This window comes from Microcoleus sp. Pol10D4, from assembly GCF_036701555.1.
GTDB lineage: Bacteria > Cyanobacteriota > Cyanobacteriia > Cyanobacteriales > Microcoleaceae > Microcoleus.
In genome coordinates this window covers 1-17,139 of sequence record NZ_JAUBRA010000013.1, presented here as the reverse complement: position 1 = coordinate 17,139, position 17,139 = coordinate 1, and the positions used below count along the sequence as shown (strand labels likewise).

The window sequence follows — 17,139 nt, the reverse complement described above, 5'->3', positions numbered from 1 at the left end:
CCCCTTAAACACCCACAGGGCGACAGATTAAAACCGAAACACAGGCGCCAGAAGGAACAAGCAAGAAGCAAAGACAGGACTTACGCATACAGACTAAAGAAAGCGGGTTTTTTGATCGTTTCTGCAGGCTGCAACGAATTATTTTCGTTAACAAAACCGCTTTCTATGCAGCCTTGCGTCCAGGACTACCAAAGAAACCGAGTTTTTTAAGCCTTGGACTGCAACTAAGTATTTTCGTAAAAAAACTGGGTTTCTGCGTCCAGGAATGAAGAAGCAATTGACCGTTTCTGACGCACCCTACACTTTGTGTAACCGTTGCGTCCAGGACTTCTTATTTTTGTCAGAATTTTAAGGGTCGGCAATTGTAGAGCCGGCTTTTTTTGTGGTTTATAAAAGGAAAAGAAAGATTTTTTACGTGGATTTTCCCCCGTCAGTTCTGGCTGCAGAAGCCGATTTTTTAAACAGCCATACTTCCTTCAAACTCTCACTAATGTAAAAAAAACGGTTTCTAGGGGTCGGATTGCGTCTAGGAAAGCCAGTTTTTTTTATATGTCATCGGGAAGATACAGATTCTAGGCATTGTGAGTTATATTTAAATTCTGGAGAAGATACGCTCGGGGAATTGCAAATGCAGAGGCAAATTTTACAGGGAAATTTTCCTCAGTGAGTCGGGAAAGTGAGTCTGGAACGCACTTGCAGTCCGAGACCCGGTAGCTTCATAAATATACAGTCTTTAACCCCAAATTTTCAGAGAAACTAGGTTTATTTACCTAATTTTTCTGTCTATATTTTCCCCATTAAAAACCTATGGAAACTGCCAAGAATATTCAAATAAAGGCTAAATTGCTGTCCAAAAAGAGAATAAGCAAACTGGCAGTTTATCTGCCAATTATCTTAATAAATCTTTACTTTTTGCAAGCAAAAGCCGAAGGTCAAACAATTGTTCCAGCGGCGGACGCAACGGGTACTACCGTCACTCCCGCAGCCCAAAACGGAACTCCTGGGCAGCCAACTCGCTTCGATATTGAAGGCGGACAATTATCGAGCGATAAAGCAAATCTTTTCCACAGCTTTACAGAATTCGGCTTGTCGGAAAATCAGATTGCCAACTTTATATCAAACCCCAACATTCGCAACATTTTAGCGGGCATAGGCGGCGGCAATCCCTCGATTATTAACGGCTTAATTCAAGTAACCGGCGGCAATTCTAACTTGTTTCTGATGAATCCCTCCGGCATCATATTTGGCAACAGTGCCAGCTTAAACGTGCCGGCTTCTTTCACAGCAACCACCGCCACCGCGATTGGATTTGGTTCAAACTCGTTTAACGCCAACGGTAGTAGCACTTACACATCTCTGACAGGCGCGCCCAATTCCTTTAGTTTTGGAGCCGATCAAGCAGGAGCAATTATCAGCACGGCAGACTTAGCAGTCAAGTCAGGGCAGAACTTAACCTTGCTCGGCGGCACCGTTGTCAGCACCGGCAGCGTTTCGGCCCCAGGCGGTCAACTTACCGTAGCATCAGTATCCGGGACAAATTTAGTGCGCGTCAGCCAACGAGGCAATTTGCTGAGTTTGGAAATCGAGGCGCCCTCAGCGACTAGCAGCACTGAAACATCCAGCACAGCTTCGACATTCTCGATCGCATCTTTGCCCGAACTGCTCACAGGCATTGGTGAAACAAACGCTACAGGCCTCAGCGTCAATGCCAACGGTGAAGTGGTACTCACGGCGTCTAACCGAGCAGTAGCTGCGGGGGACGTTGCAGTAAAAGATGCAAATGCTGGGGCGATCGACATTCAAGCAGCCAACACCATTGCAGTCAGCGGAAACCTGACAAGTTCCCAAGGCGGCCCCATCGCCCTAGAAGCTAGTGGCGACATTAGCACTGCGGATCTCGACTCCCACTCCGAAACCACTGCAGGCGGCAACATCACCGTCACCAGTCGTACAGGAAAAGTAGAAACAGGTAATATCAACGCAGGGTCGATCGACAAAACCAGCAACGCCGGAAACGTTAGTATTGCAGCACCCTCAAGCAGCATTCAAACAGGGTTCATAGACGCCAACTCCGAAGAAAAACAAGGCGGCGCAGTCACCCTCAACGCCCGCAACGACATCGAAGTAACCCATATCAACACCGAAGGTCGAACAGGCGGAGGAGAGATTGACATTACAGCCGGCGGTAATTTCCGAGCTACAGGCACTTTCACAAACGATAACAATTGCTTGTCGCAAGCTTGCAGCATTTCCGCATCCACTACTGGTAGCGCCAATGGTGGAGATATCACCATTCGCCACAATGGCGAAGCCTCGAACACTCCTTTCAGCGTCGGGGCCGACTATAACAAACTCAACGGTACTGCTGGCAGCATTGCCACTGGGGGTCCAAAGAAGGAAAATGTTATTACACAGGGAAGTTATTTCAGCCCCGATCCTCAGATAGTACAGCCGACCCAAATTAACATTACGGCTTCTTCTGTCTCGCCAGCACCAACACCCGCACCAACTCCTGCACCAACACCCGCACCAACTCCTGCACCAACACCCGCACCAACTCCTGCGCCAACACCAGCGCCAACACCCGCACCAACTCCTGCGCCAACTCCTGCGCCAACACCAGCGCCAACACCCGAACCAACACCAGCGCCAACACCCGAACCAACACCAGCGCCAACTCCAGCGCCAACTCCAGCGCCAACACCCGCACCCGCACCCGCACCAACACCCGCACCCGCACCCGCACCCGCACCCGCACCAACACCCGCACCCGCACCCGCACCAACTCCAGCACCCGCACCAGCACCAACTCCAGCACCAACACCAGCACCAACTCCCGCACCAACACCAGCACCAACACCAGCACCCGCACCCGCACCAGCGCCAACACCAGCACCCGCACCCGCACCCGCGCCAACACCAGCACCCGCACCCGCACCTTTACAAACACTAACGCCGGAACCAGCGCCCGCACCCGCGCCCGCACCAGCGCCAACTCCTGCACCCGCACCCGCACCCGCGCCAGCGCCAGCACCCGCACCCGCACCCGCGCCAGCGCCAGCACCCGCACCCGCACCAGCGCCAACTCCTGCACCCGCACCCGCACCCGCACCAGCGCCAACTCCTGCACCCGCACCCGCACCAGCGCCAACTCCTGCACCCGCACCCGCACCAGCACAAACATTAACGCCGACGCCAGCACCAGTCTCAAATGTGCCACCAGCACCGACAATTACTCAAAACCCAGCACCAGTCTCAAATGTGCCACCAGCACCAACTGTTACTCAAAATCCAGTGGTTGCGCCTGCTGCTGCGCCGATAAATCTCGCGCCGACACCGGAACTCGCAGCCAACCAGCCACCCAGCACAAATCCTTTATTTTCGCCCAGCTTGCAAGAGCAAAACCAGATATCTAATTCCTTGCAACAGCGCATTTCACCTCCCGCGTCTGGGAATCTTGACGCTTCCAATTTGCCAACTAACGTCGATGCCGTTATTTTTCCCGTGGAGGAGAGATTTACCAGGGAGTTTGCCGATTACTTAAGTTTGCCATCCACAACTGCGATCGCCACCCTAGAAGATGCCCAAAATACCCTTCGCAGTGTCCAACAAGCCACAGGCATCAAACCAGCTCTCATTTATATCAGCTTTGTACCCAGGGGTTCTACAGTCGATCGGCCTTACAGCAGTTCGTCCATCTTGCGCGTAGAACAGCAAATTCAAGCCTCTGACGAACTGGAAATGATGGTGATCACCCCGGAAGGTGTGCCCGTTCGCCAGCGCATTCCTGGAACCTCTCGCGCCCAGGTAATGGAAGCTGTTGGGAAATTTCGCGATGAACTGACTAATCCGGTAAAGCGCAATACTAAAAGTTATTTGCCCTTGGCTCAGCAGCTCTACCAGTGGATGGTAGCGCCGCTCGAAGCAGAACTGCAAGCCAAAGGCATTGAGAATTTATCTTTTATCTCAGATATGGGGTTGCGATCGATACCGATGGGTGCCCTGTACGACGGCAAAGGCTTTCTGGTAGAGCGTTACAGTGTTGGCTCGATGCCGAGTCTGAGTTTGACAGATACCAGCCTCGCCAATTTTAAAAATACCCAAGTTCTGGCAATGGGGGCGTCGCAATTTCCAGATATGAGTCCTTTACCTGCGGTGGAAATAGAAGTATCGACAATCACGCCGCAGCAGTGGCCGGGTAAGTCTTTCTTGAATGAAGCTTTCACCCTGGCTAATTTGAAATCGCAGCGCCAGCAGCAGCCTTTTGGGATGATTCACTTGGCTACTCACGCCGAATTTCGAGCGGGAGATCCCAGCCAATCCTTTATTCAGTTGTGGGATACTAAATTGCGTTTGGATCAGTTGCGGCAAATGAATTGGCACAGCCCGCAAGTTGAAATGTTAGTTTTGAGTGCTTGCAGGACTGCTGTGGGCGATCGAGAGGCCGAGTTGGGGTTTGGCGGGTTAGCCGTGCAAGCCGGGGTTAAATCGGCGATGGCGACTCTCTGGTATGTCAGCGACGAGGGCAGTTTGGGATTGATGACGGAGTTTTACGGGCAGTTAAAAACTGCTCCGATTAAAGCAGAAGCACTGCGGCAAGCGCAATTAGCGATGTTGCGGGGAGAAGTGCGAATTGAAGGGGGGATGCTGCACACTTCTGTTGGCAATCTGCCCTTACCCCCGGAATTGGCAAACACGACGACTCAGAATTTCTCTCATCCTTATTATTGGTCTGCTTTTAGAATGATTGGCAATCCTTGGTAATAGGGTTTGTTTTAGTCGATCGATTGTTGGCTAATTGTGCGAGATTTCGATCAGCGGGTTTGGGGAATATGGGTATAATCGATCGCAATTTAGAGCGCTCCTTCGGCGTTTTTGCGATCGTTTCAGACCTGGATTCAGCAACGCCCGCTGATAATCTAATTGAAGACCTGCAAAAATCTGAAGAGCCTGTTTGTAACTTTATTTAAATTAGGAGTTACGCATTGACAGAATAACGAAATAGTGCATTGATATATATAGGTCGTCTACTTTCTAGGTATCGGACAATCAGAGAAATCACTAAACCATCCACCGCGCAATGCAATCTAGACCTATACACCTTATTTTTACTGTCAGAGCCAAAGTTTGGAGGTTGTAGCAGGTTATCAGAAATATTGGGAGACGTTTCACATTCAGGGTGTGAATCGCTTTTTATTGAGAGAGCGATATGAACCGAAAGATTTATTCAATATCATAGAGAAAATTATTAACTTGGTAGGAGGAATACTAAGTGTAGACGATACTGTTATAGAAAAGATTTACAGCGACCCAAAAAATGCCGAGTTAATCAGTTATTTTTGGTCAGGAAAAGCCCATAAAACAATTATTGGCTTAAATTTAATCACTCTATATTACAGCGATATTAATGGTAATTCAGTGCCAATAAATTACAGAATATATGACAAGAAGGAGGGAAAAACAAAAAACGATTATTTTAGAGAGATGGTAAGTGAAATAATAAGCTGGGGAGTCAAGCCAAGAATAGTGACAGGAGACAGTTGGTATTCAGGAGTAGAAAACTTAAAATTTCTAAAAAACCAGAAATTGGGTTTTCTATTCGGAATTGAAAAAAACAGAACTGTCTCAAACGAGCCACATAACTATTGCCAAGTAAGGAATCTGGTAATTCCAGAGTCAGGATTGAGAACTCATCTGAAAGAATTTGGATTTGTGAAGCTGTTTAGGAAAGACTTTAAAAAAGAAGACTCTAGACATTATATCTTGTATCTTCCAGATGAGGAAAAAATTAAGGATATAACTAGAAATGAATTTATGACAATTCATGATACCCATTGGGGAATTGAAACCTTTCATCGAGCCATAAAACAAGTCTGTGGAATTTGTCGGTTCATGGTTAGAGATACTCATGCAATCAAGACTCACATCTTTTGTTCACTTCAAGCTTTTGTTAGGCTGGAGTTTATGCGCGTTGAAAAAATAATTAGCAATTGGTATGAAGTACAACGGAATCTCTTTACTTTAGTTGTACGTGAGCATATTTTTGCTAACCTTAATAGTAATGCCACGATCTAGAACGCATAGAGAATGTTTTTTGTCAATGCGTAAGTCCTATAAATAAAGAAAGTGCGATCGTCTCTTGACAGGTTATAGTATTATACCTAGAGTCATAATTAAACAGTGCTGCTGTCAGCCCTCTATGAGTGGCGACTCAAATATGTTACCTAGAATACATATTCACTATAAACACCGGTATTGAACACATGAGTAAACAATTATACAAAGTTTTTGACGAAGTAGAATTCAAAGCTCAACTGCTTACTAAATACTGGAATAATTTTTATACAGAAATTTCAGACCATTTACCAGATACATATCAGCCTGAAATGCAAGAACTGTCTATAAAGTTAGACGAGGCTTTAAGCAATCTGGTTGATCAATTTCGTAATCCGACTCTGACTCTTGCGACTACAGGAACCACCAGTAGCGGGAAAAGCACTTTGGTAAATTTGTTGTGTGGAGCCGAAATTGTTCCTGTAGCCGTAAGTGAAATGAGCGCAGGGGCAGTCACTATCGAATATAGCAAGGAAAAGTCTCTCATAATCCATGAAACACCAGGAGCATTGTGGGAATGTGGAGAATGGAGAGGTATTAGAGAGGAAAAAATTTATCAGCGCTTATATGAAGCAATGATAAGTTATATCGAAAACAGAGACAAACAACCGAATTTAGCTTGTCCACAATCTACAATTTTTTACCCTTTCCGGCTTGTGAAAGAGTCTCAACTGGAACTACCCCAAGGAACAAGGGTAAAAATTATTGATTTACCTGGTTTAGCCTATGTGGGCGATCGAGGTAACGCAGATGTTATTAAACAGTGCCGAGAGGCATTGTGCATAGTCACATACAATAGTGCAGAAACCGATGCACATAAAGTAAAAAGCTTACTGCAAGAAGTTGCAGGGTAAACGCATCTAAATTAATTTGACAAACACCTAAATTTGTGCATTACTAAATAACTAAAAAAACTTTTAAAAATCATTAACTTTAACCACATTTAAGCAAATTAAATCAGAACCTTAAGATTTTCTAAACTTCTTAAAGCCGGATAATTTTCCTTCTTAGATAGGTGTTAGATTTCGAGCATTAACTGGCAGAGTTTAAAATTTTCACTAAATAATTATTGTCCATTGCCGCTCGATACCGTTTCATTTTTAGACTTTGTTTGGAAGTTTTTTCTTGTTTTAGTAAATTTATAGCCAAGCGACGTAGAAGTGCAAAATTTTCGGGAGAGTTCTGTTTCCTAATCCGGCTTTCATCTTCACAAAATGTCACATCCAGCGTCCAATGTAAGCTATTTTCAATGCCCCAATGACTGCGAATAGCCCCAGCAATTATCTCAGCATTACTGCTTAAACTACTCAAATAAAAACGAGCTTCAGTCGTGGTTTTATTCCACAGCCTTCGTTCACTAACTATCATGACAACTGTTTTTAATCCCGTCCATAATTCTTGATTGTGCAGAGGTGGTAACTCGGATACATCAACAGTCCACACTTGTCTTTTTTCCACTCGATGATGTCCAGCTTCTACTTGCTCATGCCGGACTGTAGTCTCTGCCTAAATAATCGGATTTTTTAGCTACTTCAAACCACTCTTTCACAGCTTGATATAGGAGTTTTTGATTCCCTTTTAAAGCTAAAACATAATCTCCTTTTTTCTTGATAATCAGAGATGTTATGTCTTTTTGACAGCCCATAGCATCTATGGTTATTACACTTCCGGCAATTTCTAACATTTCTATTAATTGCGGAATTGCTGTCAGTTCATTTGATTTTTTATCGACTTTTTTTTGTCCTAAAACCAATTGATGAGATGAAGACCAGGCTGTAACTATATGTAGCGCTTTTTGCTGGTCATTTCGGTCATAAGATTGTTTCATTGTTTTGCCATCAATGGCAATCACGTTTAGTTCTAATTCCCCGACTATGGCATTTACCCAACTCAAAAAGCATTCTTGAAACTGTTGTGGTTCAATTCGGGCAAATACCCGACTAAATGTGTCATGAGATGGTATGCCATTCGGTAATTCTAGAAAGCTTTTTAACCATTCATATTTGGCATTACCATAGGCTTCTATTGCCACCCATCCGTCGGCACCGCTAATGATAGCTAGAATCGCAATCGCTATAATATCTTTGAGTAAGTGTTCTTTACTTCTTTCTATTCTGGGGTCTTTCAAATTGGCAAAATGCTCTAAAAAACTGGCATTTAAAATATTCATTGAAGGCAATGAATCTGTTTCTTTTTGTTGGGAAGTTACAGCTTTACTAAAACCTCTTGCCATTGGTAGAACCCATAAACTACAACAAACTACATTGAAATTTAGTCAGATTTAACTGTAGCATATTCGGGGTTCCAGTTAAGATGCGTTTACCCTGCTGCGATACTACCCCGGTGGAATAGTTCATCCTTTGTTTCAATCCCTGATAGGGTTTTATGGTTTTTCCGACACAAAGATTATTGCCTTTACACCATTTTATCAGTTTCAATCCCTGATAGGGTTTTATGGTTTTTCCGACGCTAAATGATCCGCTTTCCTTGCTCAATCCCTCTGAAAGTTTCAATCCCTGATAGGGTTTTATGGTTTTTCCGACTTACTTACGCTCAAGAACACGATGAAAATAGAAAGAAGTTTCAATCCCTGATAGGGTTTTATGGTTTTTCCGACTTTTCTTAAACTCCTGAAGGTAAACACCAATCAGTTTCAATCCCTGATAGGGTTTTATGGTTTTTCCGACCACAGAATGCAAATTTGCAACAACCGTCGGCTGAGTTTCAATCCCTGATAGGGTTTTATGGTTTTTCCGACTCCGAGAGCTCCAGCCCGACTTCGCAGTTATTGAAGTTTCAATCCCTGATAGGGTTTTATGGTTTTTCCGACCGGTGATATTCAACCTCAGCATCCTTGTATTTTTGGGGTTTCAATCCCTGATAGGGTTTTATGGTTTTTCCGACTTCTTAAGAACGCTAGATATGGTGTTGAGTGACCCGTTTCAATCCCTGATAGGGTTTTATGGTTTTTCCGACTAATTTTCTGTAGGTAGACTCAAGCAAAGTTCCCGTTTCAATCCCTGATAAAGTTTTATGGTTTTTCCGACGGCGAATTTCGACAATCGTTTGCGATCGCACTTGGTTTCAATCCCTGATAGGGTTTTATGGTTTTTCCGACCAAGCGCTGCTTTCATAGCCCAATCCATAGAAGTTTCAATCCCTGATAGGGTTTTATGGTTTTTCCGACTTGTTGGGTTTTGGCGAGAAACTGGGAAAGAAGAGTTTCAATCCCTGATAGGGTTTTATGGTTTTTCCGACACTCGTTTAAGGTCGTATCTAAACCCACAGGATTTGTTTCAATCCCTGATAGGGTTTTATGGTTTTTCCGACTTCGTGTTCCCGCCAGAATCTTCTATTGTTTCCGTAGTCTCTGTTTCAATCCCTGATAGGGTTTTATGGTTTTTCCGACTGGTGATTTTGTTCCATTAGATGCGGTTGGCGTGTTTCAATCCCTGATAGGGTTTTATGGTTTTTCCGACGATACCCACCAAGAATGATGCTAGTACAAGTGAAGTTTCAATCCCTGATAGGGTTTTATGGTTTTTCCGACGATACCAGATGATTCTTGCGTCAGGCGATTGAGGTTTCAATCCCTGATAGGGTTTTATGGTTTTTCCGACGTTTCGGAGTCATCTATTTCACATAGATCGTCCAAGTTTCAATCCCTGATAGGGTTTTATGGTTTTTCCGACGCGCGCGCCGCAAGCGTCCATTGTCAGATCCAGATGATCGTCCAAGTTTCAATCCCTGATAGGGTTTTATGGTTTTTCCGACATTATAAATTGTAGACCAGCATTTCCGGTGGATTGGTTTCAATCCCTGATAGGGTTTTATGGTTTTTCCGACCCAGCTCATCTGTGGCATCGAGCGCAAAGAGTTTGGTTTCAATCCCTGATAGGGTTTTATGGTTTTTCCGACTCAAGTTACCTATAGCCGACCGGATTTTGCCGCAGTGTTTCAATCCCTGATAGGGTTTTATGGTTTTTCCGACTGTTGAGATACCTGGCTATTTTGATCCGTATTTTGTTTCAATCCCTGATAGGGTTTTATGGTTTTTCCGACCCAAAAAGCTCTTTTGTTGCTGCCTTATGTTGCTGTTTCAATCCCTGATAGGGTTTTATGGTTTTTCCGACCCAAACCGATAAATCTGATAATTCCTAAGCAGCAAGTTTCAATCCCTGATAGGGTTTTATGGTTTTTCCGACCTTTTTCTGGATTGCTAGCACGATATTTTCTCGGTTTCAATCCCTGATAGGGTTTTATGGTTTTTCCGACAAAGCGCAGACAAACAGTGTGGCCGCTCACTTTGTTTCAATCCCTGATAGGGTTTTATGGTTTTTCCGACTTTAAAGCAAGCCGCCAATTGGTAATTACATGGGGGTTTCAATCCCTGATAGGGTTTTATGGTTTTTCCGACCTCAAGCAAAGTTCCTAAGCTGTAAGACACATCATGTTTCAATCCCTGATAGGGTTTTATGGTTTTTCCGACGCGTGACCTAATCGGCACAGCTAATGAATTTATTCGTTTCAATCCCTGATAGGGTTTTATGGTTTTTCCGACTTTACAAAAGTGTCTACAGCAGCTATTATTTCTTCGTTTCAATCCCTGATAGGGTTTTATGGTTTTTCCGACCTACCTCGGTGGAAGTGCAACCGGAAGCAGTGGGTTTCAATCCCTGATAGGGTTTTATGGTTTTTCCGACAAAAGAGAGAACGGCGCGAGCAAACCTAGAAAAGGGTTTCAATCCCTGATAGGGTTTTATGGTTTTTCCGACATGTTGTGCTTATTCTATATCTATTTTGTATTATGTTTCAATCCCTGATAGGGTTTTATGGTTTTTCCGACTTGGTTGGCGGTGCACCCGGTGCATTAAACACATTAATAGGTTTCAATCCCTGATAGGGTTTTATGGTTTTTCCGACCCGGCCACTGATTCCGTGCGGCCATCGTCAGGCGGTGTTTCAATCCCTGATAGGGTTTTATGGTTTTTCCGACTTCAGTGGTATCGGGAATCCGTGTTTGATAGTATTGTTTCAATCCCTGATAGGGTTTTATGGTTTTTCCGACACAGAATTGCTTAAACTGCTGCATACAAAAGTAGTTTCAATCCCTGATAGGGTTTTATGGTTTTTCCGACCAAATTAGTTGGTGAGTTTGATTACCAGCCCGAGTTTCAATCCCTGATAGGGTTTTATGGTTTTTCCGACTCTACCATACTATTTGCCTTTATTTTGCAATTTGTTTCAATCCCTGATAGGGTTTTATGGTTTTTCCGACTGTGCTCATTTTGTTCTTGCTTGGCATTTTTCTGTTTCAATCCCTGATAGGGTTTTATGGTTTTTCCGACCTGAACCAAAAGAAGCAGGAGTTAACTCTTGCAATGTTTCAATCCCTGATAGGGTTTTATGGTTTTTCCGACTTTTCTTCAGTCTCCCAAATTACCTCATTATCTATTTGGTTTCAATCCCTGATAGGGTTTTATGGTTTTTCCGACAATATCATGATTCTCTCTGAAGATTACATTTACGTTTCAATCCCTGATAGGGTTTTATGGTTTTTCCGACCATTAGCGCTGCTGTTGTTGGTTTGAGTTTGAGGTTTCAATCCCTGATAGGGTTTTATGGTTTTTCCGACGGGAGGCGCTTTTTTGGTATCTATTTTTTTGTCTAGGTTTCAATCCCTGATAGGGTTTTATTGTTTTTCCGACTTAACCCCCTTGCGGGAGGCAGCCGAATGATGAGGTTTCAATCCCTGATAGGGTTTTATGGTTTTTCCGACGTTTTGAGCGCTGGTGCGATCGGCTCCTGGACTTGGTTTCAATCCCTGATAGGGTTTTATGGTTTTTCCGACTAGATGAAAAAATCTCATCTGCAACCTCATCTCGGTTTCAATCCCTGATAGGGTTTTATGGTTTTTCCGACCGAAAAACAGCAAGTTATCAATCACTGCTTGAACGTTTCAATCCCTGATAGGGTTTTATGGTTTTTCCGACTTGTGAGTATTTCGATTTCATTGCTAACTAATTTGTTGTTTCAATCCCTGATAGGGTTTTATGGTTTTTCCGACGCAATTAAGAAGCTAAGCAAAATATTTAGCTCTGTTTCAATCCCTGATAGGGTTTTATGGTTTTTCCGACTAAAATTCAGCATTAACAGTGGGCATATTATAGAAGTTTCAATCCCTGATAGGGTTTTATGGTTTTTCCGACGACAATGTGGCAACGTTACAAACAGCAGCAACCAGGGTTTCAATCCCTGATAGGGTTTTATGGTTTTTCCGACTTTGCTGCAGACGTGATGGTTAGAGTTACAGATCCGGGTTTCAATCCCTGATAGGGTTTTATGGTTTTTCCGACCTGAATTGTTGACAGCTTCGATCAAACTGAAGGCAGGTTTCAATCCCTGATAGGGTTTTATGGTTTTTCCGACTTTGTCGCCAGAGTCTCGATCGCGAGTGCTTGGTCTGTTTCAATCCCTGATAGGGTTTTATGGTTTTTCCGACAGAATTCTAGACGCGGCTAAGCACCATATTCAAGTTTCAATCCCTGATAGGGTTTTATGGTTTTTCCGACTAAATCTTTCCATCCAATTTGGTACGATTTTTTTGGTTTCAATCCCTGATAGGGTTTTATGGTTTTTCCGACTTATTTTCAAAGTAGCCAGGCTCCATTTCTAAGTTTCAATCCCTGATAGGGTTTTATGGTTTTTCCGACAAATATGGCTAAATCAAGGTCAAACATTCCATCACGTTTCAATCCCTGATAGGGTTTTATGGTTTTTCCGACTTGCAGAATGGTTGCCCCAGTAGATGGAGCTACGTTTCAATCCCTGATAGGGTTTTATGGTTTTTCCGACGCTATAAATGCTATAAGTAAGTTGAAAGTTTCTTGTTTCAATCCCTGATAGGGTTTTATGGTTTTTCCGACATCATTGTGTTATAATCCTTGATAGCTAATTTGTTGTTTCAATCCCTGATAGGGTTTTATGGTTTTTCCGACCAGACGATTATGAATCCCGCGAACTGTTTGAAGAAGATTACAAAGTTTCAATCCCTGATAGGGTTTTATGGTTTTTCCGACGCGGAAGTTCGAGCGCTCATCGGAACTAAACCGTTTCAATCCCTGATAGGGTTTTATGGTTTTTCCGACCAGAGTTAAAGCAGCCGCTGGGAGAAGAATCACGGGTTTCAATCCCTGATAGGGTTTTATGGTTTTTCCGACCGCAAAACCGCATCAGGCAAAACCTTCATCAATGGTTTCAATCCCTGATAGGGTTTTATGGTTTTTCCGACTTACGCATATCAAATTGCAATTCCTAAACTTCCAGTAAGTTTCAATCCCTGATAGGGTTTTATGGTTTTTCCGACGTTGTATCGATACGAAGTGGGGGGAGAAATTGGGGGTTTCAATCCCTGATAGGGTTTTATGGTTTTTCCGACTAGGTTTGCCGCTGCAAATATTGCACCGGAAAAAGTTTCAATCCCTGATAGGGTTTTATGGTTTTTCCGACCAAACTTTATTTAAAGCAAGAATGTTAGTATCACGGTTTCAATCCCTGATAGGGTTTTATGGTTTTTCCGACCTACGTACACTTGGTGTGTTTTTCAGATGATTCAGTTTCAATCCCTGATAGGGTTTTATGGTTTTTCCGACATTTGCGACAATAGAAGAGCCTCAACGCGGCGACCAGTTTCAATCCCTGATAGGGTTTTATGGTTTTTCCGACAATCGAAAGAAAAGCAGCGCTCCACATAGTGTTTCAATCCCTGATAGGGTTTTATGGTTTTTCCGACCTGAGATGCTCGAAGCGCTGTTGGCTATCTCTAAGTTTCAATCCCTGATAGGGTTTTATGGTTTTTCCGACGCTGTTGCCCTCTGGTTGGTTCCCCTGGTCAGCTTGGTTTCAATCCCTGATAGGGTTTTATGGTTTTTCCGACCCAAAAAGACCGGTTGCCGAACCTATAACGTACAAAGTTTCAATCCCTGATAGGGTTTTATGGTTTTTCCGACCTAACTCGAATACCTTGCCGTCCTCCAATTCGATCGTTTCAATCCCTGATAGGGTTTTATGGTTTTTCCGACGATTTCATCGTGAAATAAATCGCTCATTGAATTGTTTCAATCCCTGATAGGGTTTTATGGTTTTTCCGACTGGGCGACATTCAGGTGTCCTCTGCCTACGCAAATGTTTCAATCCCTGATAGGGTTTTATGGTTTTTCCGACTTGTAGTAGGAAAGCCCATCTGAATGGTGAGTCATGTTTCAATCCCTGATAGGGTTTTATGGTTTTTCCGACGGATAGATATATCTAAAATCAGGCAATTGTTTACCGTTTCAATCCCTGATAGGGTTTTATGGTTTTTCCGACTGATTTAATTCCTGTTGCCAGACCTATTATCAACACTGTCGTTTCAATCCCTGATAGGGTTTTATGGTTTTTCCGACAGTTTTTAGGTGGGTTTTTTACCGAATAATCCCTTAAGTTTCAATCCCTGATAGGGTTTTATGGTTTTTCCGACTTGTAATAATTGCTATAATTATAATCACCAAGATAGTTTCAATCCCTGATAGGGTTTTATGGTTTTTCCGACCGCAGCAACAACAGCAAATCAGAAATCAAGCCAAAGTTTCAATCCCTGATAGGGTTTTATGGTTTTTCCGACTGCATCACCCACGGTTAGGTCACTCATTATGTAGTGTTTCAATCCCTGATAGGGTTTTATGGTTTTTCCGACTCAGGAATTTATAAAGGGAATAGATGGCGGCGCTATACAAGTTTCAATCCCTGATAGGGTTTTATGGTTTTTCCGACTCGATGTACGGTTCGCCGTTTTCTATGTAACTATAATCAGTTTCAATCCCTGATAGGGTTTTATGGTTTTTCCGACCGGCTACTGTTGTGGTATGCCCAGCCGGAAAAGGGGTTTCAATCCCTGATAGGGTTTTATGGTTTTTCCGACACGAAGCTGAAACAACGTAGCAGCCTGTTGGACTGTGTTTCAATCCCTGATAGGGTTTTATGGTTTTTCCGACTTTCGTTATTATAGTGATCTAGAAAGCTTTTATCAGTTTCAATCCCTGATAGGGTTTTATGGTTTTTCCGACGCTCTTTGCATTACTTTTTGTACCATGCAGCTTTTGTTTCAATCCCTGATAGGGTTTTATGGTTTTTCCGACTCCGACAGCTCCAGCGGCGATTGTCGGCATATCGATAGTAGTAGTTTCAATCCCTGATAGGGTTTTATGGTTTTTCCGACTGTCATTTTTGTCGCCACTTGCTTATTTGATTTCGTTTCAATCCCTGATAGGGTTTTATGGTTTTTCCGACCCTGGTGTCTCTTTGGTGATTACCCCTTTCGCATTATGAAGTTTCAATCCCTGATAGGGTTTTATGGTTTTTCCGACATTTCTCAACTTCCGCAGCTACCACTTAAATACAAAGTTTCAATCCCTGATAGGGTTTTATGGTTTTTCCGACACAAAAAGTTGACAGAGGATGTGCGAGGGCTGTTATCCAGTTTCAATCCCTGATAGGGTTTTATGGTTTTTCCGACGCAAGTCCCACGGGATAGCACCTTTTTGAGATCGGGTTTCAATCCCTGATAGGGTTTTATGGTTTTTCCGACTTTAGTAGATGTGCAAGGCGCGGGTTCCCGGTTGTTTCAATCCCTGATAGGGTTTTATGGTTTTTCCGACTCAAGTCGTAAAGTTGTCCGAGTCCATGCCCCTTGTTTCAATCCCTGATAGGGTTTTATGGTTTTTCCGACCATATCGGACAATTCTACTAATACAAATAGATTGCGTTTCAATCCCTGATAGGGTTTTATGGTTTTTCCGACTATAGGTGGTAGCCTCTACTCGTCATTACCGAAAATCGGTTTCAATCCCTGATAGGGTTTTATGGTTTTTCCGACACTAATCTCCTGTCCGCTGGAGATAAGTAAATCATGTTTCAATCCCTGATAGGGTTTTATGGTTTTTCCGACCTGTTTCGGCAGCAGGGGCTATTGCTTTTGTTTCAGTTTCAATCCCTGATAGGGTTTTATGGTTTTTCCGACGTTGCAGTAGTTGGTAGGTTTTACCGCCGATGCGGTTTCAATCCCTGATAGGGTTTTATGGTTTTTCCGACCAAATTGACTGGCCTGCCCAAAATCAAAGTATGGGTTTCAATCCCTGATAGGGTTTTATGGTTTTTCCGACCCGAATTTTGAGGATTGTGCCTTCGGAGTCGCGGGATGTGTTTCAATCCCTGATAGGGTTTTATGGTTTTTCCGACTTCATTTAATCACATGACTGAGGCTAATAGTTTCATTGTTTCAATCCCTGATAGGGTTTTATGGTTTTTCCGACTTGAGGGGCGAATTGTGTACAAACCTAGAGCTAAGTTTCAATCCCTGATAGGGTTTTAGGGTTTTTCCGACTTCCCTGCTTGGCACTTGAAAAGGATTCTTGAATTTGTTTCAATCCCTGATAGGGTTTTATGGTTTTTCCGACCCTTGCCCAAAATTACTACCTCCTCAAAACTAAGAGGTTTCAATCCCTGATAGGGTTTTATGGTTTTTCCGACAAGTAGTCTTCAAGCTGTTCTCCGGTTTTGCGAGTTTCAATCCCTGATAGGGTTTTATGGTTTTTCCGACCGTTGAAAGTACAACACAAAGGTACACCGAACCAACCGTTTCAATCCCTGATAGGGTTTTATGGTTTTTCCGACCAACGGAAGAAGGGAATCAAAACTGGCTGGAAAAGTTTCAATCCCTGATAGGGTTTTATGGTTTTTCCGACCGGATAGATATATCTGAAATCAGGCAATTGCTTCCCGTTTCAATCCCTGATAGGGTTTTATGGTTTTTCCGACCGGGAATGATTCGTCAGGGCTGGGGAGGGTATTAAATGTTTCAATCCCTGATAGGGTTTTATGGTTTTTCCGACGGGAAGATTGTTGGTACTAGAGCGTCGGTACAGTATTAGAAGTTGACAAAAAAAGAGATATATGAATCTACCCCGTCAAGGAATTCAACTCTATGCC

Annotated in this window: 3 protein-coding genes, 2 pseudogenes and 1 CRISPR repeat array; of the genes and pseudogenes, 4 read left to right on the top strand and 1 reads right to left on the bottom strand. The window is 43.3% G+C overall.

All coding sequences use genetic code 11. The features are described 5' to 3' along the window. Positions 1-807: 807 nt before the first annotated feature. From QUA36_RS09610 to QUA36_RS09595, 4 genes and pseudogenes are all read left to right on the top strand, one after another. Positions 808-4,764 carry a CHAT domain-containing protein gene (locus QUA36_RS09610; RefSeq protein ID WP_333457062.1) on the top strand — a complete coding sequence of 1,319 codons (3,957 nt, stop codon included), beginning with the start codon at positions 808-810 and terminating at the stop codon, positions 4,762-4,764. Further along, entirely contained in the window at positions 4,758-4,970 is a 213-nt protein-coding gene (locus tag QUA36_RS09605) for a hypothetical protein (protein ID WP_333457060.1), read from the top strand. The genes QUA36_RS09610 and QUA36_RS09605 overlap by 7 nt, the downstream gene beginning before the upstream one ends. A 78-nt stretch (positions 4,971-5,048) precedes the next feature. Next, positions 5,049-6,075 (top strand): annotated as a pseudogene (locus QUA36_RS09600) (IS701 family transposase). A gap of 188 nt (positions 6,076-6,263) precedes the next feature. Then, complete coding sequence (locus QUA36_RS09595; protein WP_333457058.1) at positions 6,264-6,968, top strand: dynamin family protein; 705 nt, start codon at positions 6,264-6,266, stop codon at positions 6,966-6,968. A gap of 178 nt (positions 6,969-7,146) precedes the next feature. Here QUA36_RS09595 and QUA36_RS09590 read toward each other — a convergent pair. Next, a pseudogene (locus QUA36_RS09590) lies at positions 7,147-8,347 on the bottom strand (ISAs1 family transposase). 129 nt (positions 8,348-8,476) lie between these two features. Beyond that, a CRISPR array of direct repeats spans positions 8,477-17,042; the repeat unit is 37 nt; unit sequence GTTTCAATCCCTGATAGGGTTTTATGGTTTTTCCGAC. Between the last annotated feature and the right edge of the window lie 97 nt (positions 17,043-17,139).

Excerpts from the sequence above, each read along its gene's own strand:
- QUA36_RS09610 (WP_333457062.1), top strand. The coding sequence starts at position 808 with ATGGAAACTGCCAAGAATATTCAAATAAAGGCTAAATTGCTGTCCAAA.
- QUA36_RS09595 (WP_333457058.1), top strand. The coding sequence starts at position 6,264 with ATGAGTAAACAATTATACAAAGTTTTTGACGAAGTAGAATTCAAAGCT.